Origin of the sequence: Candidatus Burkholderia verschuerenii, assembly GCF_001189365.1 — a bacterium.
Taxonomy (GTDB): Bacteria; Pseudomonadota; Gammaproteobacteria; order Burkholderiales; family Burkholderiaceae; genus Caballeronia; species Caballeronia verschuerenii.
Genome location: NZ_LFJJ01000001.1, coordinates 108,738 through 135,273, shown reverse-complemented (window position 1 = coordinate 135,273; position 26,536 = coordinate 108,738). Strand labels below are relative to the sequence as shown.

At 61.3% G+C, this 26,536-nt stretch carries 23 protein-coding genes and 6 pseudogenes; 8 read left to right on the top strand and 21 right to left on the bottom strand.

Annotation, left to right across the window (positions count from 1 at the left end; translation table 11 throughout):
* Positions 1 to 9 precede the first annotated feature (9 nt).
* Entirely contained in the window at positions 10 to 786 is a 777-nt protein-coding gene (locus tag BVER_RS00660) for an AAA family ATPase (RefSeq protein WP_050451506.1), read from the top strand.
* A 4-nt stretch (positions 787 to 790) separates the two neighbouring features.
* Here the strand turns inward: BVER_RS00660 and BVER_RS00655 are convergent, their stop codons facing one another.
* The 4 genes and pseudogenes from BVER_RS00655 to BVER_RS00645 form a co-directional block, all read right to left on the bottom strand.
* Positions 791 to 997, bottom strand: a complete 207-nt coding sequence (locus BVER_RS00655) for a hypothetical protein (protein WP_050451504.1) — start codon at positions 995 to 997, stop codon at positions 791 to 793.
* 189 nt (positions 998 to 1,186) lie between these two features.
* The gene (locus BVER_RS33200) at positions 1,187 to 1,378 is read right to left on the bottom strand and encodes a hypothetical protein (RefSeq protein ID WP_232316321.1); all 192 of its coding nucleotides are present in this window, start codon (positions 1,376 to 1,378) and stop codon (positions 1,187 to 1,189) included.
* Between the two features lie 15 nt (positions 1,379 to 1,393).
* The gene (locus BVER_RS00650; protein WP_502255019.1) at positions 1,394 to 2,788 is read right to left on the bottom strand and encodes an alkaline phosphatase D family protein; all 1,395 of its coding nucleotides are present in this window, start codon (positions 2,786 to 2,788) and stop codon (positions 1,394 to 1,396) included.
* Between the two features lie 310 nt (positions 2,789 to 3,098).
* Positions 3,099 to 4,014 (bottom strand): annotated as a pseudogene (locus tag BVER_RS00645) (LysR family transcriptional regulator).
* A 129-nt stretch (positions 4,015 to 4,143) separates the two neighbouring features.
* Here BVER_RS00645 and BVER_RS00640 point away from each other — a divergent pair.
* Entirely contained in the window at positions 4,144 to 4,572 is a 429-nt protein-coding gene (locus BVER_RS00640; RefSeq protein WP_050451502.1) for a VOC family protein, read from the top strand.
* 125 nt (positions 4,573 to 4,697) lie between these two features.
* Here BVER_RS00640 and BVER_RS00635 read toward each other — a convergent pair whose 3' ends face one another.
* The 9 genes and pseudogenes from BVER_RS00635 to phnG all read right to left on the bottom strand — a co-directional run bounded on the left by BVER_RS00635 (position 4,698) and on the right by phnG (position 12,422).
* Positions 4,698 to 4,982 carry a hypothetical protein gene (locus tag BVER_RS00635; RefSeq protein ID WP_050451501.1) on the bottom strand — a complete coding sequence of 95 codons (285 nt, stop codon included), beginning with the start codon at positions 4,980 to 4,982 and terminating at the stop codon, positions 4,698 to 4,700.
* 162 nt (positions 4,983 to 5,144) lie between these two features.
* Positions 5,145 to 6,510 (bottom strand): annotated as a pseudogene (locus BVER_RS00630) (MFS transporter).
* 169 nt (positions 6,511 to 6,679) lie between these two features.
* Positions 6,680 to 7,813: an alpha-D-ribose 1-methylphosphonate 5-triphosphate diphosphatase gene (locus BVER_RS00625; RefSeq protein WP_050451500.1), complete on the bottom strand. Its 1,134-nt coding sequence runs from the start codon at positions 7,811 to 7,813 to the stop codon at positions 6,680 to 6,682.
* Entirely contained in the window at positions 7,807 to 8,568 is a 762-nt protein-coding gene (phnL, locus tag BVER_RS00620; RefSeq protein WP_370444166.1) for a phosphonate C-P lyase system protein PhnL, read from the bottom strand. The genes BVER_RS00625 and phnL overlap by 7 nt, the downstream gene beginning before the upstream one ends.
* A gap of 8 nt (positions 8,569 to 8,576) precedes the next feature.
* Positions 8,577 to 9,347 (bottom strand): phosphonate C-P lyase system protein PhnK, encoded by a 771-nt coding sequence (phnK, locus tag BVER_RS00615; RefSeq protein ID WP_050451499.1) that lies wholly within the window; start codon positions 9,345 to 9,347, stop codon positions 8,577 to 8,579.
* The gene (locus BVER_RS33195) at positions 9,344 to 10,219 is read right to left on the bottom strand and encodes an alpha-D-ribose 1-methylphosphonate 5-phosphate C-P-lyase PhnJ (RefSeq protein ID WP_050451498.1); all 876 of its coding nucleotides are present in this window, start codon (positions 10,217 to 10,219) and stop codon (positions 9,344 to 9,346) included. The genes phnK and BVER_RS33195 overlap by 4 nt, the downstream gene beginning before the upstream one ends.
* Positions 10,176 to 11,314: pseudogene (locus BVER_RS33190) on the bottom strand (carbon-phosphorus lyase complex subunit). Before BVER_RS33190 ends, BVER_RS33195 begins: the two are co-directional and overlap by 44 nt.
* The gene (gene phnH / locus BVER_RS00600) at positions 11,314 to 11,937 is read right to left on the bottom strand and encodes a phosphonate C-P lyase system protein PhnH (protein ID WP_050451497.1); all 624 of its coding nucleotides are present in this window, start codon (positions 11,935 to 11,937) and stop codon (positions 11,314 to 11,316) included. Before phnH ends, BVER_RS33190 begins: the two are co-directional and overlap by 1 nt.
* Entirely contained in the window at positions 11,934 to 12,422 is a 489-nt protein-coding gene (gene phnG, locus BVER_RS00595) for a phosphonate C-P lyase system protein PhnG (protein WP_050451496.1), read from the bottom strand. Before phnG ends, phnH begins: the two co-directional genes overlap by 4 nt.
* A gap of 175 nt (positions 12,423 to 12,597) precedes the next feature.
* Between phnG and phnF the strand changes: the two genes are divergently transcribed.
* From phnF to BVER_RS00580, 3 genes are read left to right on the top strand one after another with little or no spacing between them, the layout of a single operon-like run.
* Positions 12,598 to 13,365: a phosphonate metabolism transcriptional regulator PhnF gene (gene phnF, locus BVER_RS00590; RefSeq protein ID WP_050451494.1), complete on the top strand. Its 768-nt coding sequence runs from the start codon at positions 12,598 to 12,600 to the stop codon at positions 13,363 to 13,365.
* A complete protein-coding gene (locus BVER_RS00585) occupies positions 13,362 to 14,051 on the top strand; it encodes a DUF1045 domain-containing protein (protein WP_050451492.1) in 690 nt (229 codons plus the stop codon). Before phnF ends, BVER_RS00585 begins: the two co-directional genes overlap by 4 nt.
* Positions 14,048 to 14,554, top strand: a complete 507-nt coding sequence (locus BVER_RS00580) for a ribose 1,5-bisphosphate phosphokinase PhnN (protein ID WP_050451491.1) — start codon at positions 14,048 to 14,050, stop codon at positions 14,552 to 14,554. Before BVER_RS00585 ends, BVER_RS00580 begins: the two co-directional genes overlap by 4 nt.
* Positions 14,555 to 14,621: 67 nt before the next feature.
* Here the strand turns inward: BVER_RS00580 and phnE are convergent.
* The 4 genes and pseudogenes from phnE to BVER_RS00560 form a co-directional block, all read right to left on the bottom strand.
* Positions 14,622 to 15,382 (bottom strand): annotated as a pseudogene (gene phnE / locus BVER_RS00575) (phosphonate ABC transporter, permease protein PhnE).
* Between the two features lie 57 nt (positions 15,383 to 15,439).
* Positions 15,440 to 16,435 (bottom strand): phosphonate ABC transporter substrate-binding protein, encoded by a 996-nt coding sequence (phnD, locus tag BVER_RS00570; protein WP_050451490.1) that lies wholly within the window; start codon positions 16,433 to 16,435, stop codon positions 15,440 to 15,442.
* 33 nt (positions 16,436 to 16,468) lie between these two features.
* Entirely contained in the window at positions 16,469 to 17,320 is an 852-nt protein-coding gene (gene phnC, locus BVER_RS00565; protein ID WP_050451489.1) for a phosphonate ABC transporter ATP-binding protein, read from the bottom strand.
* A 111-nt stretch (positions 17,321 to 17,431) separates the two neighbouring features.
* Positions 17,432 to 18,325 (bottom strand): LysR family transcriptional regulator, encoded by an 894-nt coding sequence (locus BVER_RS00560; protein ID WP_050451487.1) that lies wholly within the window; start codon positions 18,323 to 18,325, stop codon positions 17,432 to 17,434.
* Between the two features lie 158 nt (positions 18,326 to 18,483).
* Between BVER_RS00560 and BVER_RS00555 the strand changes: the two are divergent.
* Together BVER_RS00555 and BVER_RS00550 are read left to right on the top strand one after the other, a co-directional pair.
* Positions 18,484 to 19,861 (top strand): annotated as a pseudogene (locus tag BVER_RS00555) (NAD(P)H-dependent oxidoreductase).
* A gap of 96 nt (positions 19,862 to 19,957) precedes the next feature.
* A pseudogene (locus BVER_RS00550) lies at positions 19,958 to 21,253 on the top strand (MFS transporter).
* 36 nt (positions 21,254 to 21,289) lie between these two features.
* Here BVER_RS00550 and BVER_RS00545 read toward each other — a convergent pair.
* The 4 genes from BVER_RS00545 to BVER_RS31080 form a co-directional block, all read right to left on the bottom strand.
* Positions 21,290 to 21,760 (bottom strand): DUF2269 family protein, encoded by a 471-nt coding sequence (locus BVER_RS00545; RefSeq protein WP_050451486.1) that lies wholly within the window; start codon positions 21,758 to 21,760, stop codon positions 21,290 to 21,292.
* An 18-nt stretch (positions 21,761 to 21,778) separates the two neighbouring features.
* Complete coding sequence (locus BVER_RS32175) at positions 21,779 to 24,001, bottom strand: saccharopine dehydrogenase family protein (protein WP_232316324.1); 2,223 nt, start codon at positions 23,999 to 24,001, stop codon at positions 21,779 to 21,781.
* Between the two features lie 336 nt (positions 24,002 to 24,337).
* Complete coding sequence (locus BVER_RS00525; protein ID WP_050451480.1) at positions 24,338 to 25,141, bottom strand: DUF2145 domain-containing protein; 804 nt, start codon at positions 25,139 to 25,141, stop codon at positions 24,338 to 24,340.
* Complete coding sequence (locus tag BVER_RS31080) at positions 25,138 to 25,626, bottom strand: hypothetical protein (RefSeq protein ID WP_050451479.1); 489 nt, start codon at positions 25,624 to 25,626, stop codon at positions 25,138 to 25,140. Before BVER_RS31080 ends, BVER_RS00525 begins: the two co-directional genes overlap by 4 nt.
* Positions 25,627 to 25,806: 180 nt before the next feature.
* Between BVER_RS31080 and BVER_RS00515 the strand changes: the two genes are divergently transcribed.
* The gene (locus BVER_RS00515; RefSeq protein WP_050451478.1) at positions 25,807 to 26,535 is read left to right on the top strand and encodes a Pr6Pr family membrane protein; all 729 of its coding nucleotides are present in this window, start codon (positions 25,807 to 25,809) and stop codon (positions 26,533 to 26,535) included.
* Position 26,536: the final 1 nt, after the last annotated feature.

Sequence of the window (26,536 nt, the reverse complement as noted above, 5' to 3'; positions counted from 1 at the left end):
GCCCTCGCGATGGTTCTGTCGACCCAGTTCATCAGCCGCATCACGCTGCTGCGCGACAAGGCGCCTTCGTTCGACGTCTATCCGTTTTCATTGCCGGCGGTGCGTTCGCTCGACGTGCTCGAGCCGCATCCGAAGGTGACGTTTCTGATCGGCGAAAACGGCTCGGGCAAATCCACCTTGCTCGAAGCCATTGCCGTATCGATGGGCTTCAACGCGGAAGGCGGCTCGAAGAATTTCCGTTTCGGCACGCGCGAATCGCATTCGCAGTTGCACCAGTATTTGCGTATCGCGAAGGGCTATAAAAAGCCGCGCGACGGCTATTTTCTGCGCGCCGAAAGCTTCTTCAACGTGGCGACGGAGATCGAGAATCTCGATCGCGAAGGTGCAGGACCGCCGGTCATTAATGCCTATGGCGGCATCTCGCTGCACGAGCAGTCGCACGGCGAATCGTTTCTCAAACTGTTGATGGAACGGTTTCGCGGTCAAGGCCTGTATCTGCTCGACGAACCCGAAGCGGCGTTGTCGCCGCAACGTCAACTCGCCGCGCTCGCGCGCATTCATCAACTCGTGCAGAAGGATTCGCAGTTCATCATCGCGACGCATTCGCCGATTCTGATGGCCTATCCCGACGCGTGGATTTTCGAATGCACGGAGCAAGGGATCGCGCGCGTCGCGTATGAAGATACCGAGCACTTCAAGGTGACGCGCGCGTTTCTCGCCAATCCCGAGCGCATGCTGCGCACGCTGTTCGAAGAGCGGCAGCAGTCGCTCTTCGACGACGAATAGCGCGTCAATCCTGCGCCTGAATCAGCGGACTATTCTGTTTGTCCTTCGCCACGCTCACGTCGTCGGGCGCGGGCTTGGGCGTGTCGTCCGCCGCAACGGGCGGCGAGCCTTCCGCGTCGTAATACTGCGCGGGTCCATAGCCTGCGGCGAGCGCATACGATGCCGCCGCGAGCGCCACGACGAACGCGACGCCGATAAGTTTGCTGTTCATGATCGTGCTCCTGAGGGTTTCGATGAATCACTTCGCGAACCTCGTTGCACTGCCTGCCACAGCAAACGACCTTCCGAAATGTTCACGCAGTCTAGGCGCGCGAATCGAACTTGAAATCCCTACTGAAGCACGGTTAGAAAAGATGGGCACATCGAACGCGATGCAGTTCTGAATGAAGCGCCCCGCGAATTACACGTTGTCCTGCACCGCGACCGATACCGCGCCCGCATTGATCGTCAGACGCGTGCGCTTTTCCAATGACGATTGCGGCGCGCTGCCATCGGCGTTCAGGAACTTGACCTTGTTGAAGATGGCGACGAATTGCGTCGGCGTGACCGTGGCCGATGCATAGCCGATGCCATCGTGATCCGCATACAGCATGTCCGGATTGTTTCGTTACACAAACGAATCGAGCGCGCTCGATGTGGAAATCAACGATGTCAGCGACGCGAGCGATTGCTCCGCCAGTTGCGACTTGATCTCCTCGAAGAACGGCTGGCTGCTGATGCCCGCCGACATCAGATCGATCAGCACGGACGTGCCGGTCGCGGGATCGGGCGTATCGCGCACGATGCCCGCCTGAAACGCATGCAGATCGCCCGTGATCGCCACCAGATTCGTAATGCCCTGCGTCTTCACATACGACAGCAGATCCGCCTTGTGCGAGGGATAACCGTCCCACGCATCGCAATCGATCACGAAGGTCGTGTTGTTCGGCGCGGGCGCGAGCGCGCTCAGATCGAGCCACAGGCGGTTCATCATCACTTCGTTGCCCCACACCTTCCACCACTGCGTCTGCGTCGGGCCGAGAATCGACGGCACGCGGCCGAGGCGCTGCGTATCGGCGGCTTCGAATTGCGCCAGCACGTTCTGCGGCACGAAGTAACGCGAGCCGACCAGATCGTTGCCGTTGACCGGATCGTGCCCGAGCGCCTGCGCGATGGCCGCTTCGCTGACGACATGATCGTCGCGATACAAACGTTCGTCCGTCATCACCAGATGCACGAGCGAGCCGAAGTGAAAGTCGCGATAGATGCGGATGTTGTCGTACGCCGCATTGTTGAGATCGAAGGACACGTCGCCCCAATCGACCGGCAAGTACTCGGCCCACGCCTGATTCGCGGCGCGGCGTCGCGCGGTTTGCTGAAGGTTCGCGTTCGTATACGTCTGATGATCCTGCCAGCAATCGTCGGAGAATTCGTGGTCGTCCCAGATCGCGACGATCGGAAAGCGCGCGTGCACGGTCTGCAGGCGCGCATCGCCACGATACGTGCGATACAGCGTGCGATAGTCGTCGAGCGTGTTGGCGACCGTGCCGCCGCCCGGCAACGCGATCGCGGGATGCGCGGGCTCGGCAGTATCGCCGTCGGTGGTTTCGTAGATGTAATCGCCCAGATGCACGACGAAATCGAGGTCCGTTTCCGCCGCCATCAAGGTCAGCGCCTGCCAGTGATTGGCGCTCCAGTTCTGGCACACGAACCACGCGAAACGCACTTGCGGCACGGCATCCGACGCGGATGGCGCGGTGCGCGTCGTGCCCATCGCGCTCACATCGCTGCCCGCGACGAAGCGGTAGTAGTACGTCGTTTTCGCCGCGAGACCCGTGACTTTCGCGCGCACGGTGTAGTCGTAATCGGGCACGGCATTGAGCGATACGCTCGCGGCGAGCTTCGTGAAATCCTGCGCGGGCGATACCTGCAAAGTCAGCGCGATTGCGGCGTTGCTGGTGGCAGTCGCCACGCAGCGCGTCCAGAACACGGCAGAGACGTCGCGCGGATCGCCGCTCGCCACGCCCTGCGGAAACGCATACGTGCCGCCGGCGGCGGGCGGCGGGCGGCGTGGCGGGATGATCGTTATCGTCCGAACCGTGGCAGGCAGCGAGCGTGCCGGATGCCGCGGCGACCGTATAGAACCCGGATAGCGAGAGAAAACGTCGACGATCCATGATTGCCTCCGTGAGCGGACATGGCGGCCGCGCAGGCTCGCGCGTCGCGGGACGCGAAGCGTGATTGCGCAGGATGCGTCGAACGAACTGCTCGCGCGATGAGCGGCTATCGTGGCGGACGGGATGCTTACAAACTATAGACCGCACATTACAGTGTCAAGAAACGCGTACGGTGCGCTTGCGCTTCGTAAGACGCGTTCGCGTTTGCGCATGCAGTCGTTCGGCCGCATCGACGATGCAATCCGCAAGCTTCGCCGCCACATCCTGCTGAGCTCGACGCGCACGCTCGACGAGCCCGATCTCGCGATAAAACGTGTCGTCGCCGAGTTCGATCGCGACGACACCGCGCGGCCACGCGCCGACACCATCCGACACCGGCGACAAGCCCACGCGCGACCATCTGCGCGATGCCTTGCGGTTCGTCCACTTCGATTGCATCGTGCACGGCGATACGCCGCTTGCGCAAAAACACCTCGACCTGACGGCCGCCGAACGAGCGCCGGTCATAGCGAATGAAGGGCTGCGTCTCGATCGCCTCGCGCCACGACACGCGCTTCCTCGACGATGGCGCGAGCAGCACATACGGCTCCGCGACCAGCGGACGCCACTGCAATTCCGACGGCAACGAGAACGGCGGCCGGATGATCACGACCATGTCCATTTCGCCGGCATCGACCTGAGCGAGCAGATTGAGCGATACGCCCGGCACCAACCGGATGCGCCACGCGGGCCACTCGCGCCTGAACGTGCCGATGGCATCGGGCAGCAGCGCCGCATGCGCCGACGTGATCGCGCCCACGCTGAGCGCGCCGCCGCGCCCGTCCTCGCCTTCCGGTTCCGACAGACGCGCGTAGAGCGCGATGAGTTCATCGGCGAGTTCGAGCGTTTTGCGGCCCGCCTTGTTGATCGTCGCGGAGCGGCCGGTGCGATCGAACAGCGCAAAGCCGAGATGCGCTTCGAGCCGCTGCATCTGCGCGCTCACCGCCGATTGCGTGAGGCCGATGCGCGCGCCCGCGCCCGCGAAAGTGCCGTGACGCGCCACGGCGATGAAAGTCCGGAGTTCTCGCAGCATATCGATTCATCGAAAATATTGGGGCTGACTCCCGCAATATATCGTTTTTCAACAGAAATATTGTTGAATACACTTGCTGCTCAGACTCGTTCAAACACGTTTAAACCTCACGATCGAAGGCAAAAAGTCATGACACAAGCCGCCATTCCGCCGTTTCACCTCGCTTTTCCAGTTCATAGCTTTGCCGCCGCGCGCGAGTTTTACGGCGATCTGCTCGGCTGTCCCGAAGGCCGAAGCTCGGCAGACTGGGTCGATTTCAATTTCTACGGCCATCAGATCGTCGCGCATCTGTCGCCCGATGAAGCCGGTCATCGCGCGACGAGCGCCGTCGATGGCGACGCCGTGCCGGTGCGTCATTTCGGCGTGGTGTTGTCGGTGCCGCAGTGGGAAGCGCTCGCGGACAAGCTGAAGCAGGCGGACACGAAGTTCATCATCGAACCGCATATTCGCTTCAAGGGCGAAGTCGGCGAACAGGCGACGATGTTCTTCCTCGATCGGTCGGGCAATGCCGTCGAGATCAAGGCTTTCGCCAATATGGATTCGTTGTTCGCGAAGTAAGAAGCGCTTGCGCCGCGAAGCAAAACGGGACGCTCGAAAGCGTCCCGTTTTATTTAGTGCTTGCAAGCGTTACATGAGCGAAGCTGACTCGATTGCCATCTGCTCGTCATGCTCGCGCTTGCATCTTATTGACCCAAGCCGCTCGCGCTGACCGGCGCGCCCGGACCGCTCGGCGATGCGGTGCCGCTCGGTTGCGTCGACGGGCCCGAATTCATGGTGCTCTTGGTGCCGTGCATCTTCTTCGAATGCGACTTGGACTTGTGATGCGTGCCCGGCCCTTGAGTGGTCGTCTGCGCGTTATCGCCCGCTTGCAGGCCGCTCGTGGAACTCGGCGGATTGTCCTGCGCGAAAGCGGAAGCACACACGAGAGCAAATGCGCCTGCGGCGCACGACATGGCAATGCGTTTCATATCGACAAACTCCTGTTGGCGGTTTGCAAAATGCGATTCATGCAAGGTGTCTTTACCTGCTGGCCGCCGCGCTTAAAGCGCAGAAGCCGGTCGCATTGCCTACTCAGCAGGGCGTGTGCCACGGTCTGACGGATCGGTAACGAAGCGCATCGAGCGTGCCACTTAATGCCCCAACGGTTCCGCCGCCTCCATATCCTTCTCCATCGCCGCGTGCGGATGCGCAGCCTGTTTGATCAGCAAGGCCACCGCCGAAATCAGCCCCGCTACCGCAATCGTCGCGAAGATGCCGCCGAAACTGAACTTCATGCGCGTCAGTTCGGCGACGAGAAACGATCCCGCGATCCCGCCGAAGCGTTCGATGCCCAGCATCCACGCCACGCCCGTGCCGCGCCCTTGCGTCGGATAGAACGCGGCCGCGAGCCCGGGCATCGACGATTGCGCGGTGTTCATCAACACGCCCGCGAGGAAACACGATCAGCACCAGCATGCCGACGTTGCCCGCCGCCTGGCCGATGAAGTACACGCTCACCGCCGTCAGCGCATAGCACGCCGCGATAATGCGATTCGCGTTGAACTTGTCCATCAGCACGCCGCACAGCACCGCGCCGACGCCGCCGAGCGGAAACAGCGCGGAAATCAGCGTCGCGCGTTGCGGGCTCAGGCCCGATTCCTTGAGCAGAATCGGCATCCAGTTGATCGACGCATAGAAGATCACGAGGCCCATGAAATACGCGAGCCACAGCATGATCGAACCGACGATGTACGACCGCGACAGCACCACGCGCATGCCACCCTGACCCTGCACGACGGGCGCGGCTTCGGTCATGAAGAAGGAGCCGGCGTTCATCGCATCGTGCGAGATGCGCGCGAGCGTCGCGCGGATCTTCTCGACCGGCTTCGACTTCGCGACCATGTAGCGCACCGATTCGGGCATCGTCGTGAGGAGCAGAACGGAGAGCACGAGCGGCGCGATGCCGCCCAGCATCAGCACGCTGCGCCAGCCGAAGTGCGGAATCATCCACGCGGCGAGGAAACCGCCGAACGCCGCGCCCAGCGGAAAGCCGCAGAACATGAGATTGATGACCGTCGCGCGCCGCTTGTCGGGGCAGAACTCGCTCATCATCGTGACGGCGTTCGGCATGGCCGCGCCGAGGCCGAGACCGGTGACGAAGCGCAACGTCGTCAATTGCGAGAGATTCGCCGCGAACGACGACGCGAGACACGCGACGCCGAACAGCAGCACGGAAGACAGCAGCATCGCGCGTCGGCCGAGTTTGTCGGACAGCGGGCCGGACAGCAACGCGCCTGCGGCGAGACCGAACAACGCCGCGCTCAATACGGGCGCGAGCGCGGGACGGCTGATCTGCCATTCGGTGACGAGCGATGGCGCGATGAAACCGATCGCGGCTGTATCGAAGCCGTCCAGCAGGACGATCACGAAGCACATCACGAAGATCAGCCACTGAAACGGCGAGAACGGATGCTCGTTGATGAACGTCTGGACGTTCACGGCGGGACTTCTGCTCACTTCATTCCCTCATCGAAAGTGGTTGACGCATTCGCCTGAATGTTGCCATATATTCGATATACGAACATAGATTCACATAGCGAACGCCGAAACTCGCGTGAGGTTACGAAGAAGCTTGCGCTCCGTCAACGCGGGCTTACCCGCGTATGACGAAGCGCTGACAGCGATGTCAGGAGACCCGGCGGCCTTCGCGATAGGTCTCGCGCGGCACGGCCACGCCATCGATCCGCGCCACGCGCACGAAATCCGCGCGCAGTCCTGGCGCGATCGCGCCCCGATCCCCGAGTCCCGCCGCGTGCGCGGGCGCCCACGACACCGTCGCGACGGCGCGCGGCAAGCTCCAGCCCGCTTTCTCGACCAGATCGAACACGGCGATCAGCAAACTCGACGGCACGTAATCCGACGACAGGATATCGAGCAGCCCATCGCGCGCCAGTTCGAGCGCCGACACGTTGCCCGAGTGCGAACCGCCGCGCACGACATTCGGCGCGCCAATGATCGTCGCGATGCCGTGCTTGCGCGCGGCGCGGGCGGCATCGACCGTGGTCGGAAATTCGGCCAGCGCTATACCGTCGCGCGCCGCTTCCTCGACGTGCTCGACCAGCGTGTCGTCGTGGCTCGCGAGCGAGATGTTCAGGCCCTGGCAGCGCGCGACGATATCCGCGCGATGCTTCGCCACATAGCTCGCCTGATGATCCGCGAGTTCGGCGAGAATCTTGGTCGCGTGCTCGTCGCTCCATTTGCCGTGACGCTCCTGATACTTGCGCCACTTCGCATGATCCTGCCATTGCCGCTGACCCGGCGTGTGATCCATCACCGATGCGAGCTTGAACAGAGGATGCGTGCTCAGCAGATCGAACACTTCGACGACATCGGTCGTGCCCACTTCGCAGCGCAGATGCAGAAAGTGATCCGCGCGCAACAGCCCGCGATCGACGAACTTGCCGATGGACTGCGCGCACGAAATCTGCAACTCGCGGCCGCGCACGCCGTCTTCGGGACGCGACCCGACGCCTAATGCATCGAACACGGTCGTGATGCCGGCCGACGCGACTTGCGCATCGTGCACGATGATCGCCGCTTCGTGATTCCACAGCACGCCCGGACGCGGCGCGAGATGCTTCTCGATGTTGTCCGTATGCAATTCGACGAGACCGGGCAGCAGATAATCGCCGTCCCAGTCTTCGGCCTCGCGCGTCGATGTATTGCCCGGCGCAAGCTCCGCGATACGGCCGTTCTCGACGCGCACTGTTCCAATGAAGTCTTCGTCGCGCGTCACGATGCGCGCATTCTTGATCAGCATGTCTGCAATGCTCCGGATTCGTTGGATGCTGCGGCTGTGTTCAGTCGCACGATGCGAGTCGCCATGCGTTCGCGCGTGTCTTCATCATGAAAGATGCCGACAATGGCCGCGCCCTTCTCGCGCGCCTCGACGATAAGATCGGCGACGATATCGCGATTCTCCGCATCGAGCGATGCAGTCGGTTCGTCGAGCAATAACAAGGGATGCGCCGCGATCAATCCACGCGCGATATTCACGCGCTGTTGCTCGCCACCGGAGAACGTCGCGGGCGCGAGCGCCCACAAACGGCGCGGCACGTTCAGCCGTTCCAGCAACGATGCCGCGCGTGCGCGCGCTTCGTCCTCGTTCACGCCGCGCGAGATCAGCGGCTCGGCCACCAGATCGAGCGACGACACACGCGGGATCGCGCGCAGAAACTGGCTGACGTAGCCCATCGTCGTCATGCGCAAGCGAATGATTTCATGCGGCGCGGCTTCGGTCAGCATCACATGACGCGAGGCGCGGCTGTCGTCGCGAATCGCGATGCGCCCTTTCGTCGCGAGATAGTTGCCGTACATGCAGCGCAGAAACGTGCTCTTGCCCGCGCCCGATGCACCCGCGAGCACGACGCATTCGCCGCGCGTCACGTCGAGCGATACGCCCGTCAGCGCGACGATTTGCGCACCGCCCTGCTGATGCAGCATAAAAGTCTTCTCGATGCCGCTCGCGCTTAGCATGAGCGCATCGTTGCTTTCAAAAACGTTTGTCATGTTCATGCAGCACCTCAAACCGGCAGCACGGACGCCACCAGCGTCTGCGTATAAGGATATTGCGGATCGTCCAGCACCTGATCAGTCAGACCGCTTTCGACCACGCGCCCGTCCTTCATCACCATCAGACGATGCGCGAGCAGACGCGCCACGCCGATATCGTGCGTGACGATCACGCAGGCGAGATGCAGCTTGCTCGTCAGCGTGCGCAGCAGATCGAGCAGACGCGCCTGCACGGACACGTCGAGTCCTGCGGTGAGTTCGTCCATGAACACGAGGCGCGGCCCTGTGACGAGATTACGCGTGATCTGCAAACGCTGTTGCATGCCGCCCGAAAACGCCGAAGGCAATTCGTCGATGCGCGCGGCATCGAGTTCGACGCGGTTCATCCAGTCGGCGGCGGTTTCGCGCAGACGTCCGTAATGACGCGCGCCAATCGCCATCAACGGCTCGCCGATATTCGCGCCGGCCGATACGTTGCGACGCAAACCGTCGCGTGCATTCTGATGCACGAAGCCCCATTCGGTGCGCGACAACAGACGCTTGCGCGGTTCGGTGAGCGTCAGCAGATCGAGCGTTTCGCCTTCGCGCGTCGTGTATTTCAGCGCGCCGCTATCGACGTTCGCGCGCAACGCGAGCGCATTCAGCAAGGTCGATTTTCCCGATCCCGATTCGCCGACGATACACAGCACTTCGCCCGGATACACATCGAGATTCACGTCGACGCAACCGCCGCGTCCGTCGTAACGCTTCGTGAGGTTGGTCGCTTTCAGCAGGACATTCATTGCGTCGGCTCCTCTTCTTCGTCGCGACGGCTATGGCAATAATCGCTATCGGAACAGACGAACATGCGCGTGCCCTGGTCGTCGGTGATCATTTCATCGAGGAAGCTTTCACGCGAACCGCACAGCGCGCAGGCATGTTCCCACTTCTGCACTTCGAACGGATGATCCTCGAAATCCAGGCTCTTTACCTTCGTATAAGGTGGAATCGCGTAGATGCGCCGCTCGCGTCCCGCGCCGAACAATTGCAGCGCCGGGTTCATGTGCATCTTCGGATTGTCGAACTTCGGAATCGGCGAAGGCGACGTGAGATAGCGATCGTTCACGAGCACCGGATAATCGTAAGTCGTCGCGATGCTGCCGTGCTGCACGATATCTTCGTAGTATTTCACGTTGATGAGGCCGTAATCCGCGAGCGCATGCAGCTTGCGGCATTCGACCACGCGCGGCTCGAGCTTATAGAGCGGCTCGGGCATCGGCACCTGATAGACGAGAATCTGCTTGTCCGTCAGCGGCATCTCGGGAATGCGGTGACGCGTCTGCACGATGCTCGCGTCCGCCGTGCGCGTGGTCGTCGTCACGCCCGCCGTGCGCGCGAAGAAGCGGCGGATGTTCACCGCGTTGGTCGTTTCGTCCGAACCTTGATCGATAACCTTGAGCGTATCGGCCGCGCCGATGATCGTGGACGTCACCTGCAATCCGCCCGTGCCACATCCATAAGGCAGCGGCATTTCGCGCGAGGCGAACGGCACCTGATGTCCCGGCACCGCGACGGCTTTCAGCAACGCGCGGCGAATCATGCGCTTGGTCTGCTCGTCGAGATACGCGAAGTTATAGCCTTCGGTCAGCGCGCTTTCTGCTTCGTGCGTGCTCATGCCGCGTTCTCCTGTGATTGCTCTTTCGAACCATGAACGCGACGCAAACGGCGCAGCAGCTCCAGCTCCGATTAGAAAGTCCACGTAATGAGGCAACTTCAGATGCTGCGTGAAACCGGACGCTTCCACGTTGTCGCTGTGATAGAGCACGAACTCCGCGTCCTGCGTCGGCGAATCCACCGACTCGCCCAACTCTTGCGCGCGCAACGCGCGATCGACCAGCGACATCGCCATCGCCTTGCGCTCCGAGTGACCGAACGCGAGACCGTAACCTTGCGTGAACGCGGGCGGCGCTTCCGAACTGCCGGTGAACTGGTTGATCATCTGGCATTCGGTGACCGCGATATCACCGATCTCGACCGCAAAGCCCAGTTCGTCGATATGCATTTCCACCGCAACATCGCCATGACGAATCTCGCCAGCGAACGGATGCGTATGCGCGTAACCGCGTTGCGTCGCATAACCAACCGCGAGCAGAAAGCCTTCGTCGCCGCGCGCGAGATTCTGCAGACGCGTCGAGCGATCGGCGGGAAACGACAGCGGTTCGCGCGAGAGATCGCCCGGTTCAGGCGCGTCTTCATGCATGCGTTCCTGTTCGATCAAGCCTTCCTTGTCGAGCAACGCGAGCACGCGCGGCATCGCGCTTTCATCGTCTTGCGATTGCTTCGATGCCGCCGCGATATCGCCGACGGGTTCGCCATCGGCGAGCAAGCTGAAGTCGATCAGACGCTGCGTGTAATCGTACGTGCCGCCCAGAATCTGCCCGCCGGGAGCGCCCGAAATGCGCCGCTCGACGCACATCTTTTCCGTATCGATCGGCAGCGTATAGCCGAAACGCGGCAGCGTCGTGCGATACGCGCGCAGCAGAAAGATCGCTTCGACGAGATCGCCAGCGGCCTGCTTGATCGCGAGCGCCGCGAGCTCTTCGTCGTAGACGGAGCCTTCAGTCATCACGCGCGCAACCGCCAGGCGCAATTGCTCGCGAATCTGTTCGACCGACAACTCCGGCACCGCGAGATCGCCGCGACGCTTCTTCGCGAGCACATCCCATGAACGTTCGATGGCGCGTTCGCCACCCTTGACTGCGACGTACATCAGTTCACCTCCACTTGCGTGGTGCGCGGCAGGCCGATCAGCGTCGCGCCCGCCACCAGATAGCAATCAATGCCGCAAGGAAACTGCGCCGTCAGCGCGGCACGCTCGCGCCAGAACTCGCGCGACAAACCGGCAACGCGCACCGTGCTCGCCTCGTCGATACCGGGACCGCGCCACACGAGCGGCTCGCCTTCGGTCAGCGACGGCACGCGGATAAACAGCGTGGCCGCGTCTTCCGGCGTTTCGGGCTCGCCTTGCGCGAAGCCATCGAGCGACGGCATCTGCGATACGTCGTCGATATAAACGAACGCCGCTTCGTCGCGCTTGTGCGTGAGCGCGGAGCTTGCGTGAAAGCGCAAGGCATCGCCGAAGGTGCGGTCGTCGCGCGCCAGAAACACGGGCGTCGAATAGTCCGTCAGCGCCAACAGCGAGGCGAATGCCGCAAGCGGCACGCGGCCCGCGAGGCCATCGCGCATCGCGTGATTCGCGGGCAAGGCCGCGTCGAGCGACACGATGCTGCCGGGACGCGCGAGCGCATCGAGCAGCGCGCGAAACACGCGTTGAGCATCGTGCACGGGATCGTTGAAGCCGGGCACGAGCGTGGTCATGTCGATCTGCATCATTCGCCTCTCACCATCGTAAAGAACTCGACCTTTGTCGCGGCCGCTTCCTTTTCCTTGCGACGTTTCTCTTCCGCGATGCGCGCGGCCAGCGGTTCGATCACATGCGTCTGCATGCGCGCGGCATGACGCGGCGATTGCAGCAGCGCATCGGCGAATGCGGCGAGCCGCGCGCGCTCCTTGTCGCGGCCCATATGCACCGCGACACCGACCGGCGTCGCGCCATCGTCGAGCTTGAGACGCAGCGTGGCGCGCGTGACGGTGACTTCGCCGACGTTGAACGCGTCGCCTGTGCCGCCGGTGCGCCCGCGCACCATCGCGAGGCCGATATCGGGCGCGCGCAGCCATTCGTAGGCGGGCGACGGCTCGCCCGCGAGTGCCGCGTCGAGCGCGCTTTGCAGCACATCGCGCGGCGAGCGCGCCAGCACCGCCATCCAGTTGCGGCGGGCGGCGGTCTGCGCCTCGCCTCGTTCGGTTGAAATGCTCATGGCTTTCCTGTGTTTCCTGAAGGATTCCGTGATGGATTTGGCCTGCGTATGCTACTCGTCTTTTCATCCGGTCGTCTAGACGTTTTGATATGCGTGGGGGCTTTCACATTTCCATCACGAGTTCCGCACTACAATTCGAGAGAACACTATTCAAACTCATCGGAATGACACCGACATGACATCGAACGCATCGAACGACAGCGCGGCGCCGGGGCACGCCGTCGAGCGCGGCGCGGGGGTCGCCGTGTGGCGGCAGATCGAACAGATCCTTTCGGCGGAAATCGCCGCGAAAAGTTTCGGCGACGAAGGCCGTCTGCCGAGCGAAGCCGAACTGGCGCGCCGTTTCGACGTGAATCGCCACACCATCCGCCGCGCAATGCTGCGGCTCGCGGAAACCGGCCTCGTCAGCGTGGAACAGGGGCGCGGCACGTTCGTGCAGCCCGGCGCGATCGATTACCAGATCGGCCGCCGCACGCGCTTCACCGAGAATCTGCGCCGCCAGAAGCACACCACGGCGGGCCTCGTGCTCTCTTCGGAGCGCGTAAAGGCCGATCCTTCGGTCGCGAAGGCGCTGGGCGTGCGCGTCGGTACGCTCGTCTATCAGATCGAGACGCGTCACGATTCCGACGGCATCCCGATGACGTATGCGCACAACTGGTATCCCGCCGCGCGTTTCGTCGATCTGCCCGCAGTGATCGAATCGACCGGCGGCGTCAGCGCGGCGCTGCTCGAATACGGCGTGAAGGATTACATGCGCAAGTGGAGTCGTATCGGCAGCGTGCTGCCTTCGTCGGATGTGGCCCGGCGTTTGCAGATCAATCGTCAGCAGCCTGTGCTGTGGGTGGAAAACGTAGACGTCGACGAAGACGGCGTGCCGATCAAATACGGCGTCACGCACTTTGCGGCGGATCGCGTGCAACTGATGGTCGAGCACGATCTATGAGCGGCGCGCACACACGGGTCGCGCTGTATTACGCGCCGCCTGCGTCGTCCGCGTGGTGGCGCGAAGGCTGCGAATGGCTGGGCCGCGATGCGGAAAACAGCCGCGAATTCCCTACTTCGGCGCATGCCGTGACGCACGCGCCGCGTCGCTACGGCTGGCACGCGACGATCGTGCCGCCGTTTCATTGCGCGCCCGATGTCACGTTGAACGATGTCCTCGCCGCCGCGCGCGCGTGGGCGAGTTCGATCGCCCGCTTCGACATGCCGGTGCGCGCCGCCGAACTCGGCCGCTTCACGGCCTTGCGCCCCGCGCGCGATATCGACGACGAACGCCTGCGCGCGATAGCCGCCAGCGCGCTGCAAGCGCTCGCGCAATTGCGCGCCACGCCGTCGCCCGAAAGCATCGAGCGGCGCATCACGCCGGATATGAGCGCGCGCCAGATCGCGCTGCTGCGCGAATGGGGCTATCCGTACGTGTTCGACGAATATCGCTTTCATATGACGCTCTCCGATTCACTCGACGCCGCCGCCATGCGCGCATCGATCATCGATGAATGGACGCGTCGTATCGATACGCTCGGACCGATGCCCGTGCATGGCACGGCGCTGTTCGTCGAGCCGGAAGCGGGCGCGCCTTTTACGCTCTGGCAACGTCTTACTTTCAACAACGTACAGGAAGGGGCATGACCGAAGTCGACAGCGCGAACCTGATCTATGTAATGGGCCCGTCGGGCGCGGGCAAGGACTCACTGCTCGGATTCGCGTGCGAGCGCATCGGCACGTGCGTGATGTTCGCGCATCGTTACATCACGCGCATCGTGGCCGATGGCGAGAATCACATCGCGCTGACGCACGACGAATTTGCCGCGCGTCTTTCCTACGGCCTGTTCGCGATGCATTGGGACAGCCTGGGCTTGCGCTATGGCATCGGCATAGAAGTGGATGCGTGGCTCGCGCGCGGCGTGACGGTGGTCGTCAACGGCTCGCGGAAACATGCGCAGATCGCGCTGGAACGCTATCCGCAAGCGCGTTTCGTGCATATCGATGCCGCGCCCGCCGTGCTCGCCGCACGCCTCGCGCGCCGCCCTGCGTTCGAGTTGCCGGATGGCGCGCGCATCGTGCGGATCGACAATTCGGGCATGCTGGCCGAAGCGGGCACGCAACTGCTCGATGTGCTCGGCGCGGGCTGAAACGACAACGCCCATTCATCGACGATGAACGGGCGTTCGCATCACGCGGTCTCGGACAGAAAACCCCTTAAATTACGCGCTCGCGTACCCATCCCGAAGCCAGATCGATCAGCGACACGATCACCACGACGATGATCATCACCGCCGACGTCTGCGCTTAATTGAACGAGCGGATCGCTTCGTATAGCACCACACCGATGCCGCCCGCGCCCACCATGCCGACGACCATCGCCGAACGCACGTTCGACTCGAACCGATACAGCGCGAAGGAAATCCACAGCGGCAATACTTGCGGCAGCACGCCGTAGACGATTTCATCGAGACTGCTCGCGCCGGTTGCGCGCACGCCTTCGGCAGGGCGCGAATCGCACGCTTCCACCGCTTCGGCGAAGAGCTTGGCGAGCACGCCCGTGGTTGCACCCACAAGGCGAGCACGCCCGCGAACGGACCCAACCCCACCGCGACGATGAACAGCATCGCGAAGACCATTTCGTTGATGGCGCGGCATGCGTCCATCAAGCGGCGCACGGGCTGCGAAATCCACACCGGCGCGATATTCTGCGCCGACAGCAAGCCGAACGGCACCGCGCAGATCAGCGCGAGTGCCGTGCCCCACACCGCGACGGCCAGCGTCACGATCATCTCGTGCGCATAGGTGCGCCAGTCGGTGAAATCGGGCGGGAAGAAGTCGCGCGCGAACTGGCTCATGTTGCCCGATGCATCGATCAGATCGAGCGGCCGCATATCCGCGCTACGCCATGACAGGCCCAACACGGCGATGAGCGCGATCCAGCCGAGCATCGACGCCCAGCTTCGCTTGGGCGGCATGACGCGCGAAGGCGGCTTCGCGCCCGCACCGAATGGAGTGGCGTCGAGCGACTTCATTTACTTCGCCGCCGCTTGGGTTTGTGTCGCCGTTTGGGCATTGTCGAGCGCCGCGATCTTCTGATCGAGCGCGGCGATTTGCGAGCGCTTGTCGGCGTCGTCGAGATGCGCATCGTTCTGCACTTGCTGCTTCTTCTGGAACAGCGCCATCTGACGGATCGGCACGAGTTGCGCATCCGACAAATCCGCGAAGCCCGAATAACCGGAGATCGCGTTGACGATCTGCTGCTCGTGCAGATCTTTCTCGGCGTAATGATCGAAGAAGTTGCGCAGCTTGTCCTTGGTCGCTTGCGGCAAGTCACGGCGATACACGAGCGGATCCGACGGAATCAGCGGCGACTTCCACAGCACGCGCACCTTCGGATACAACTGCGGCTTCTGCGTGCGGATTATGTCGAGCATGTCGGTGTTGTTGGTCGCGACATCCACCTTGTCGTTGATCACCGCGAGCATGTTCGCTTCGTGGCTCGACGGCAGCACGCTCTTGAACGCCGTCTTCGCATTGATGCCGTTCTTGGCGAACAGATAATACGAAGGCACCAGCGTGCCCGAGGTCGAATTCGGATCGCCGAAACCGAGGTTGACTTCCTTCGTGTTTTTCAGCACCTGATCGAGCGACTTCCACTTGCTGTCCGAGTTGGTGATGAGCAGCGGGTAATAACCCGCCTCGCCATTCTTGTACTTCACCTTCGCGAAGACTTCGCCGTTGCTGCGGTCGACCGCTTCGATCGCGGATGCATTGCCGAAGAAGCCGATCTGCACCTTGTTGAAGCGCATCGCTTCAATAATGCCCGCGTAATCGGTTGCGAAATACGCCTTCACGTCTAGACCGGTCTGCTTGTTGAGATCGTCGATCAGCGGTTGCCAGCGCTGCTTGAGCGCCGAGGAAGAGTCCGTCGAGATGATGCCGAAGCTGAGCGTTTCGGCATGAACCGTCTGAGTCAGAATGCATGACGCGAGCGCGGCGCCAGCCAGAACATAACGGGCTGCTTTCATGATGAATTCCAGAAGTGAATTGAACGTGGAGGTTCAGGAGCTTGCGGCCGATGCCACGGAAGCAAATGAGGCGGATTGAGCGCGCATCGACGGCTTCGATTCGGCGACGTCGGGCGTCAGCAACTCGGTCGCGGCGGTTCCATAGAGATCGAGCAGCACGGCGGGCGTGAGCTTGTCGGATGCGCCGTCGAACACCACGCGGCCATCGTGCAACGCAACGGTGCGCGCGCAGTATTTCATCGCGACATCGATCTGATGCAGCGACACGATCACCGTGAGCTTGTGCTCGCGATTGAGCGTCTGCATCAGTTCCATCACGCGTCGCGCGGATTCGGGATCGAGCGATGCAATCGGTTCATCCGCCAGCACGATACGCGCACGCTGCACGAGTGCACGCGCCAATGCCGCGCGCTGCTGTTGTCCGCCGGAGAGATTGCTGGCGCGCTCATAGGCGTGTTCGCCGATGCCCATCGCGTCGAGCGAATCCAGCGCGAGCGTGCGTTCGCCGCGCGGAAAATGCCCGCTCAGACGACGCCACAACGGCACCAGCGACAACGCGCCGATGAGCACATTGGTGATCACCGACAGACGTCCCACGAGATTGAATTGCTGAAACACGAATGCCACATCGCGACGGATCGGACGCACTTCGCGCACGATCTTGCCGTTCTGCTGAATCGGGCGGCCGAGCAGCGTGACATGCGACGGCGCGGGGTCGGAAGCCGTAAAGCCCGCGATATGACGCAGCAAAGTCGATTTGCCCGAACCCGATGCGCCGATCAGCGCGACCATCTCGCCTTCCTGCACACGCAGGTCGACCGAGTCGAGCGCCTTGCGGCCGTTCCTGAACGTCTTGGTGAGACGCTCGATGCGAATTGCGTCCATAGCTCCCTCGGTAAGCGCGCTGAAAACGTGAGGGTGATTCTAGGAAGCCAACATGACGAGACAGTGACGCTGATGAGACGTCTAGATGAATAGATTACTAGTCGGTTCGAATCAATCGTGCAGGAACCAGTCGCCCGCGCATTCTTCGCGAATGAAGTCCGCGAGCAAGCGCACGCGAGCGACATCGCGCGTTTCGGCAAGCGTGACGAGCCAGTACGATCGCGACAACGCAATCTCATCGCGAAACAGCCGCACGAGATTCGGTTCGGTGTGTGCGATGAAACACGGCAACACGCCGAGTCCCACGCCGCCCGATACCGCGGCCGCCTGACTGATCACGTTGGAAATGCGAATGGTCGGCACGAGCGTATTGGAAATTTGCGGCAGATAGTTCAACTCCGCCGACCACATCTGATCTTCGACATAACCGACCCACGGATGCGCAAGCAGATCGCGCCGCGTCGCAATCTTCCGATGCTTCGTCAGATATTCCTTCGATGCATACACGCCCAACGCGTAGTCCGTGAGCTTGTGCGCGTAGACCCGACCTTGAGCGGGCCGCGTCATCGAAACGGCGAGATCGGCTTCGCGTTTCGACAGACTGAACATGCGCGGATTCGCGATCAGTTCGATTTCGAGGTTCGGATGCGCCGATGAAAGTTGCGCGATGCGCGGCGCCAGAAAATACGTGCCGAATCCCTCCGGCGTGCCGATGCGCACGCTGCCCGTCAGCCCGATCGATGCATCGTCCAGACGATGACGCATGCGTAGCGCAAGGCTCTCCATGCTTTCCGCATCGCTCAATACGCGCTCGCCTTCGGGCGTCAGGACAAACCCTAGCGAACTGCGATCGAAGAGCTTCACGCCGAGCGCCGCTTCGAGCGCGGCGACGCGTCGACTCAGTGTCGAATGATCGACGCCCATTTGCTGCGCGGCCACGGTGAGCCGGCCTGCACGCGAGATGGCGAGGAATGCCTGAATGTCGTCCCAGTCGAAGCCACGCATGGGGATTTTTGCACAGAGCGATTGTGGTTTTGCCCATTCTATTGCAAGAACCTCGCTGCTATCGTGCTCTTCAACCCTGCATGAAACGGGTCACGCGAATGTCGCACGGCATTCGTCATAACACTCCGTATAAATCCGGAAGACAGGAGACAAACAGCATGTCGCTCATCGCGAAACTCAAGGCACGCGCGCAGGAAGGCAAACCGGTGAAGGTCGGTCTGATCGGCGCGGGCAAGTTCGGTTCGATGTATCTCTCGCAAGCGCCGCGCACGCCAGGCATACATCTCGTCGGCGTGGCCGATCTGTCGCCCGATCGCGCGCGTGCATCGCTCAAGCGCGTGGGCTGGGAAGAAGCACGTTATGCCGCGCGTTCGTGGAACGAAGCCATCGCGCAAGGCTCGACCTATATCACCGACGATGCCGATGCAATGATCGCAAGCGACCACGTCGATATCGTCATCGATGCAACGGGCAGTCCTGCCGCGGGCATTCATCACGCGCTGCTGTGCTGCAAGCATCGCAAGCATATCGTGATGGTCAATGTCGAAGCCGATGTGCTCGCCGGTCCGCTGCTCGCGCGACGCGCGCAGGAAGCCGGCATTCTCTATTCGATGGCATCGGGCAATCAGCCCGCGCTGATCGCGGAGATCGTGGACTGGGCGCGCACCATCGGCATGGAAGTGATTTGCGCGGGCAAGGGCACGAAGTATCTGCCCATCTATCACTAGTCGACGCCGGATACCGTATGGAGCCACTACGGCTTCACCGATGAGCAAGTGAACTCCGGCGACTTCAACGCGCAGATGTTCAACTCGTTTCTCGACGGCACGAAATCCGCGCTGGAAATGGCGGCCGTATCGAACGCATGCGACCTGCGTCCGCCCGTCGATGGACTCGCGTTCCCCGCATGCGGCGTCGACCGACGACTTGCCGCAGTTGCTCAAGCCCGCATCCGATGGCGGCATCCTGCCGCATCGTGGCAGCGTGGAGGTGGTGTCTTCGCTCGAATGCGACGGACGTCCCGTGTTTCGCGATCTGCGCTGGGGCGTCTATGCCGTGTTCGAAGCGCCAACCGATTACGTGCGCGACTGCTTCGCACAATATGGCCTCAAGACCGACTCCTCGGGACGCTACGCCGCGATGTACAAGCCGTATCACCTGATCGGTCTGGAATTGGGCGTGTCGATCGCGAGCATCGCGGTGCGCGGCGAAGCGACGGGCGCGACGACGGGCTTTCATGGCGATGTCGCCGCCACCGCCAAGCGCGATCTGCGCCCCGGCGAAAAGCTCGATGGCGAAGGCGGCCACACGGTCTACGGCAAGCTGATGCCCGCCGCCGATTCGCTCGTGCAAGGCGCATTGCCGATCGGTCTCGCGCACAACATGGTTCTGCAACGGCCGGTCGCCGCGGGCCAGCCCGTGCGCTGGAGCGATGTCGCTTTCGACGCAGGCAAGGAAGCGGTGCGCGTGCGTCGCGAGATGGAAGACCTGTTCCGTGCGGAGATGAAGCTCGAGGTGCAGAAGCTCGCAAGCTGAGCGATGCACGCCATTCGATTCCATTGCGCTCGCGTCACACAGACCACGCGGGCGTTTTAGCACTTTCAACGCCCGGCAAAGGGCGACGGAGGAGACATGAGCCAAATCAGCGAAACGTTGGGTGTCGCGCAGAGCGGCAGCTCGGATGTCTATCGCAGGATCACGTGGCGCATCATGCCGTTTATCGTGCTCTGCTATCTCTGCAATTATCTGGATCGCGTCAATGTAGGCTTTGCCAAGCTGCAGATGCTGTCCGATATCGGCTTTTCCGATGCCGTATATGGGCTCGGCGCAGGCATATTCTTCATCGGATATTTTATCTTCGAAGTCCAAAGTAATTTGATCTTGCATCGCGTCGGCGCGCGGCGATGGATTGCGCGCATCATGATTACGTGGGTTCCGCGCTCACGCTTGTCGTGAAGACGCCGTTTCAGTTCTATATCGTGCGCTTTCTGCTCGGCGTTGCGGAAGCGGGTTTCTCGCCGGGGATCATGCTGTATCTCACGTACTGGTTTCCGGCGAAAAAACGCGGCTTTGCCTACGGCGTGTATTACATCGCGATTCCGCTTGCGGGTATCGTCGGCGGTCCGCTGTCGGGATGGATTCTTTCGTCGTTCAAGCATTCGGGCGTGATGGCCGCGTGGCAATGGCTGTTTCTGATCGAAGCGATACCCGCGCTGATCGTCGGCTTCTTCGTACTGTTCGTGATGGTCGATAAACCGATGCTCGCCAAATGGCTCACCGACGACGAAAAACGTCTGGTGACTCACGCCGTCGAACGTGAGGGAAGCGGACAAGACCACGCATCACAACGCGAGCGCGTTCCTGTCCGACAAGAACATCTGGAAACTGTGCGGCGTGTATTTCTGCCAGATCATCGGGCTGTACGGCATCAGCTTCTGGCTGCCGTCGATCATCAAGGACAGCGGGCTGACGAATGTCGAAGTAATCGGCTGGCTGTCGGCGATTCCGTATGTCGTCGCGATTCCCGCGATCATTCTCACGGGCATGAGCGCGGACAAGTTCCGCTCGCGACGCATGCACTTTTCGGTGGCGCTGGTGATCGGCGCGATCGGCTTCGCGGCGAGCGGTTACGTGGGCCATCAGCCGGTGTTGGCGGTGATCGCGCTGTCGGTGGCGGCGGGCATTCTGTCGGCGCTGTCGCTGTTCTGGGGCATTCCGGCGGCGTTTCTCGCGGGCACGTCGGCAGCGGCGGGAATTGCAGGCATCAATTGCGTGGGCAATCTCGCGGGCTTCGTGTCGCCTTATATGGTCGGCTGGCTCAACGTGACGACGCATAACAACAGCATCGGGTTGTATGCGGTTGCGGTGTTTATGGTGATCGGCGCGTTTGCGGTGCGGGCGATTTCGGCGGATTTGGCGGATCGGTGAGTTTCGTGGTGAGTTCGGTGCTCGATCCGGCTACCTCTATATGGTCGGCTTGAGCACCATCAACCAATAAACACCGACCAGTGCAGTGAATGCCGGAATGCCCAGCCAGAACCATACGCTCGCATGCCGCCAGTACTCGCGCGGGAGCGGCGAGCGCGCAGCATCGGCGTTACGCGCAATTTCGCGCATGCGTATCTGGAGCCATACAACGGGAATCCAACAGCAGCCAGCGAACGCGTAGAGCGCAATCGCGTAGAGCACCCATCCGTCAAACATGTCATATCCGGCGAGTCTCGCAAGACCTACACCGGTCAGCGGTTGCAGGATGACTGCCGGCGTCGTGAAAATCCAGTCGGCCATCACGGTGCGTTCCATTACGATGCGAATCGCCCTTACGTCGCCGGTACGATCAGTGACCCATTTAAAGAATGCTATGCCGATTCCCGTGCCGAACAGAATGGTCGATACGAGAACGTGAAGCCATTTGAGGAGGAGATAGCTGTTCATGCGGCGATTTCTTTTACGTCATAACCCTGCAAAGAGGTAGTCTTCAACGCTTAGCAAGCCGACGCATGGCGTGGCGCCATGCGGCAGCGCGTCTCCGCGCGCCAGCTTCCGCCCAAGCGCGATAGCGGCACCGCATGGAATGTGCGGCCCATGATTGTTGGAGGCCACGAGATGCCAATCGAGTTTCAGTGGCTTGCCGTCGAGACCGATTCCTTCCAACGATACGAACATCGCGCCCTTGTCGCTCACGAAAGGCTCCAGCCAACGGCTTACTGCATGCAAAGGGGCCGCTAGCGGCCGGATGCTGGGAGCGAGCTTCATGCGCACCAGTTGCGATGCCGCCCATACGACGAGATGCCCTGGCGCACCCGCGAACCCGGCATGAAACGTTACCGTGCGTACAGCGGGATAGCGGCGTGGGAACAGGATCAGATCGGGCACATCGCAACTACTCAGGAAGCGTTTGCCGACCGGCGCGCGAAACGAATAGCACTGAATATCGAGCCAACCGTGCGTGCCTTGCCAACTTCCGTCGACGAGACGCTGAAAAGGCTTTCCGCAATAACCAAATACGCCCTTCATCGTCGCAAGCCCCGGCGATCTCGCGCCTGAGCCGATACCGTGGCGAATCGAATCGAGCCGCGAGAACCGTCCCAGATAGCGGTCAACGATCGCCGACGACAGCGCCGGCAAAGAGCTTGCGCCGCTAGTGACGAATACACCGCGTTCGCGTGCAGCGGCGTCGAGGCTTTCGATGCCCGCTACGAAATCGCGTCCGTCGGCCAGATCGATGTAGTTCGCACCCGCAGCGATGGCTGAACGCGCCACGCCGTAATCCTGCCCTTGAAACGGGCCGGCCGTGTGGATCACGGTGTTGACACCCATTTCAATGAAACTCGGCGCAAGATCCGGTGCACGCGCGTCGACAGCCACGTCATGCGAAGCCGGCAGTCCGATCCGCTCCGCAGTCACCTTCGCGCGAGCTGCATCACGTCCGCCGATCAGAACACGAATGCCTTCTTTCGTCGCAAGGTCATGACAAATGCGGTTGCCGAAGAATCCGTAGCCGCCTATGACGAGAATGGTATGCATCGCAGTTCGTAGTGTGTCGGGTAAAACCGTTCGTAAAATAAACGGCCACGGCACTATATCCCGTTGTCGCCTTCGACGTCGGCGATCCTGGCGCTGACCGCTGTTGCTGTGCGCTGGCCGACAACGCTGAAGGTCTGTTCCTCGTCTCCGTCGGCGGGAGAGCGGATCCAGATCTCCGCGTACAAGCCTGTTCCTGCCCGATACCCGCCGAACCAGTCCACCAGTCTCGCGAGGTAGCATTTGCCGCCGGCCCGCACGCTCGTATCTCCGACGATTTCGAATCGTATAATGCCCCGGCCCATAGTCGGAATAGCGCTCGCGCTCTTCGTCTTTCACACCGGGCAGAACCGGACACGACACCGGCTTTACCTTCTGATCCCGCGCCCCGGATGCCGACAGCCGGTGAACCACTTCCTCTAGCTGTGCATGAAGGCGGTTGTCGATCGTAATGGCAGTCTTCGCCTCATCACGCTTCTGAATGTGCGGCACGGATAAATGATACGCATACCGAATTGTCAGCTTTGGCACCTTACCAACGATTGACAATGGCCGCAGCAAATAGACGTTGTCCTCGCCGTAATAGCTCACAACGTAAGCGGCATATACTCTGCCGCGCAGTCGGACCCAATATGCGGACTGATTGGCCCCGCGATCGTTGATCGAATAAAGCGCGGTGTCCCATGAATCGTCGGTGCCACTTACCGATGGCGAAAGCCGTGAACTCGTCACAGTGACGAAACGTCCCGCACGTTGCGCGAGCATATACCGATACGAGAACAGTCCTGTACCGCCGGTGTACGCAAGGATGCCGAGCGCGCGCGACTTTTCTCCGTCGATTGGCAAGAGCGTGAAAAACGCGCTCGACGCCGTCCCCTCGACATCGATATCGGATGCCTGCAACGCCCGCCACTCGGCCTCAGTCACGCCATTCGGGCGTCGTGAGGGCAGATGCACCAGCTCTTCCCTATCTCGACCCTCGCTGCCGAATGTCGTAACGCCCTTCTTCATTTCGAATCGATTGAGCGCCTTCTCGAGCGGAAATTCCTTTTCGCTCATCATCACGCTGTTGACAGCCCGCTTCAGATCCTGAAGCGCGCCACGATCGATATCATCAGGCCGCCACGCGATCGAGTCGCGATGCTTACGCACCAACTCGGCGATGCGTTCGCTATAGCGCTGCGAAATGCAGGCGACCGCTACATTGCACAGATCGCGTGCCTTGAGCCAGCGAGTCTGCGCAGCGCGTCGAGTTCACGGGGCGCGTCTTTCGTCGACTGCGCATACATCGACGCGGCCTGCATATCAAGCTTAACCAGCGCTACGTCGTTACAGACGGCAGTCTCGGTTTCATTACGCGCGTGACTGCAATCGATCGTCGCGGCGAAAGCTTCGTGAGCAAGCGCGAGCAAAATCGCGCTGCAAGCGAGTCGGCCTTTACGTACTGTCATGGCTCATTAAGTTATCATGCAGAAGGTACCTCCGCGCTTACGGCTTCGCCGCGATTTCGAAAACACTCCAGCCTTCGTTGCGCGACTTCACGAATTGCTCGATCGAATCCGCAGTCACCGTGCGAATGCGTCCGCTATAGCGAAGATCGTTCGGATGGTCGTCGAACGCCACGTTCGCCTTGAACATCCTTCCTCCGAGTCGGTTGAACGCACCGATCTCCAACTCGGAAGGACGGTATCCGGTCATCTTCAACCAGGCCTTGGCCTCGCTTCGACTGTGAATCACCGCGTCTTTAGCAGAGCTCACCACAATGGTTTCCAGTACCCAGGTATTCGAATTTTCATAACGTGTGGAGAAAGGATAAGCAACGAGACTGTAATCGGGGTCATGAAGCGAGCGAAGCGCCTTGGCATCCGACAAACGGCTCAGCAGTCGCTGCGATAGCTCGGGCGGCGGCACCATGACAACTGCGTCATAAGCGAATAGATCGTCCAGAAAGAAATTTCCTACGCCTTCGTACCACAGGTCTGAACGATTGCTTCCGCAGTCGTTCAACAAGTGCGCAATTCGCCAAGGTTGATCCGGTCCTTCGCGATAGACAAAGCCGACATGGCTATAACGCAGACCGTATTTGCTCAAGTCCTGTCCGATGCGTCCAAGCACCGCCACCTGTACGCCTCGCTTGTCGAGCTCTGCTGTCACGCGCTGAACGGCCGACATGGCGCTTTGGAGGGTGGCGGTTGTCAAGGGCTTCTCGCTGCACCCTTGGCCGGCAATGGCCGGATTCGCGTGAACAGCGAAGACCAGGCTCAACGCAGCAACCAACCGACGCGCGATCATTGCTGAGCTTCCTGTTGAGTCGTGGGACTCGTTCCGGGAACGCGGGAATGATGGAGCAGTGCCTCGCCTGCAGCATTCGGAATGAACGCCAACAACTTGCCGGAAGCGACCAATGCCGTTCCGGTGGATTGAGCGACGACATTCACTGTCGTTCCCACGGACAACCCGACGGCTTGCGCGGTACTGCGCCCGGCTTTCACCGACACCTTGCTCACGCCGCTTGCCGCATCCGCGATGAATTCGACGGCATCTTTACCAGCCTCCGTCACGCCCTTTACCACCAGGACACTTCCCATGCCCGCGACCGAAGCCGCCTCACTGGGATTTACTCCCTGACCGCTCGCCACAATGCTGGCAAGGGGCGCAGCCAGAATCGAGACTGTACCAACAGAAACTTGCTCCGACGCGCCCCCGATGCTTTGCGCAGAATATACTGCAGATACCAAAGAGATTGCTAAAGCGACAGCTATCGACCTCTGTTTCATTATTGACCCTTTTTTTAGATGCGTCGCGCCGACTTTGCGCGATGGGTCGCACACCAGACAATCAGATTCGGCTTATTTTCCGAGCAGGGTTACGCGAAGCGCCTTCTTGCCGTTCGCTTATTTCGGATGGCCGAGAACGTGTCTCCAGATGCGACGCAACAAGCCCGATAAAATACCCGCATGACCCCACCCACCAAACCCGACCTCCCGCTCCACACGCCTAGCACCGCATCCCTCGCGCTGGCCGCAGCAGTCGCGATGATCGCGTGGCTCGCCATTGCCGCGCAGACCGATATCACCATTGCGCGCATGGTGTCGCGCGGCATGACGCCGCTCGGTGGCATCGCACGCATGAGCAGCTATCTGACGAATCTCACGGTGCTACTGACGGCCTTGTGTTTCACCTGCATCGCGACGCGCGCCTCCTGGCCGATCACGCGCTTCTTTCGACAACCCACCGTGGTGACGGCGGTCGTCGTCTATATCGTGTTCGTAGGGATCGCGTATAACGCGCTGTTGCGCTGGGTATGGACGCCGTCGGGCTATCGCGCGCTGGTGAATGAATCGCTGCATACGCTCGTGCCCGCGCTTGCCGCGCTGTACTGGCTTCTATTCGTACCGCGCTTCCATTTGTCGCTGAAGCGATGCGCGCTATGGTTCGCGTATCCGCTGTGCTATCTCTTCGTCACCTTATGGCGCGGACATACGTCGGACTTTTATCCGTACTGGTTCATCGACGTAAGCGAACTCGGCTATGAGCGCGTGCTTCTCAATGCGTCGATGCTCGTTGGAGGCTTCCTCGTGTTGATGTGCGTGTTTCTCGTCATCAATCATCGGCGCGACGATCTGAGCGTGCCCGATCCCGAACTCGAATCCGATGAGACTTCGGATACAGGCACGCAGCGTTAGT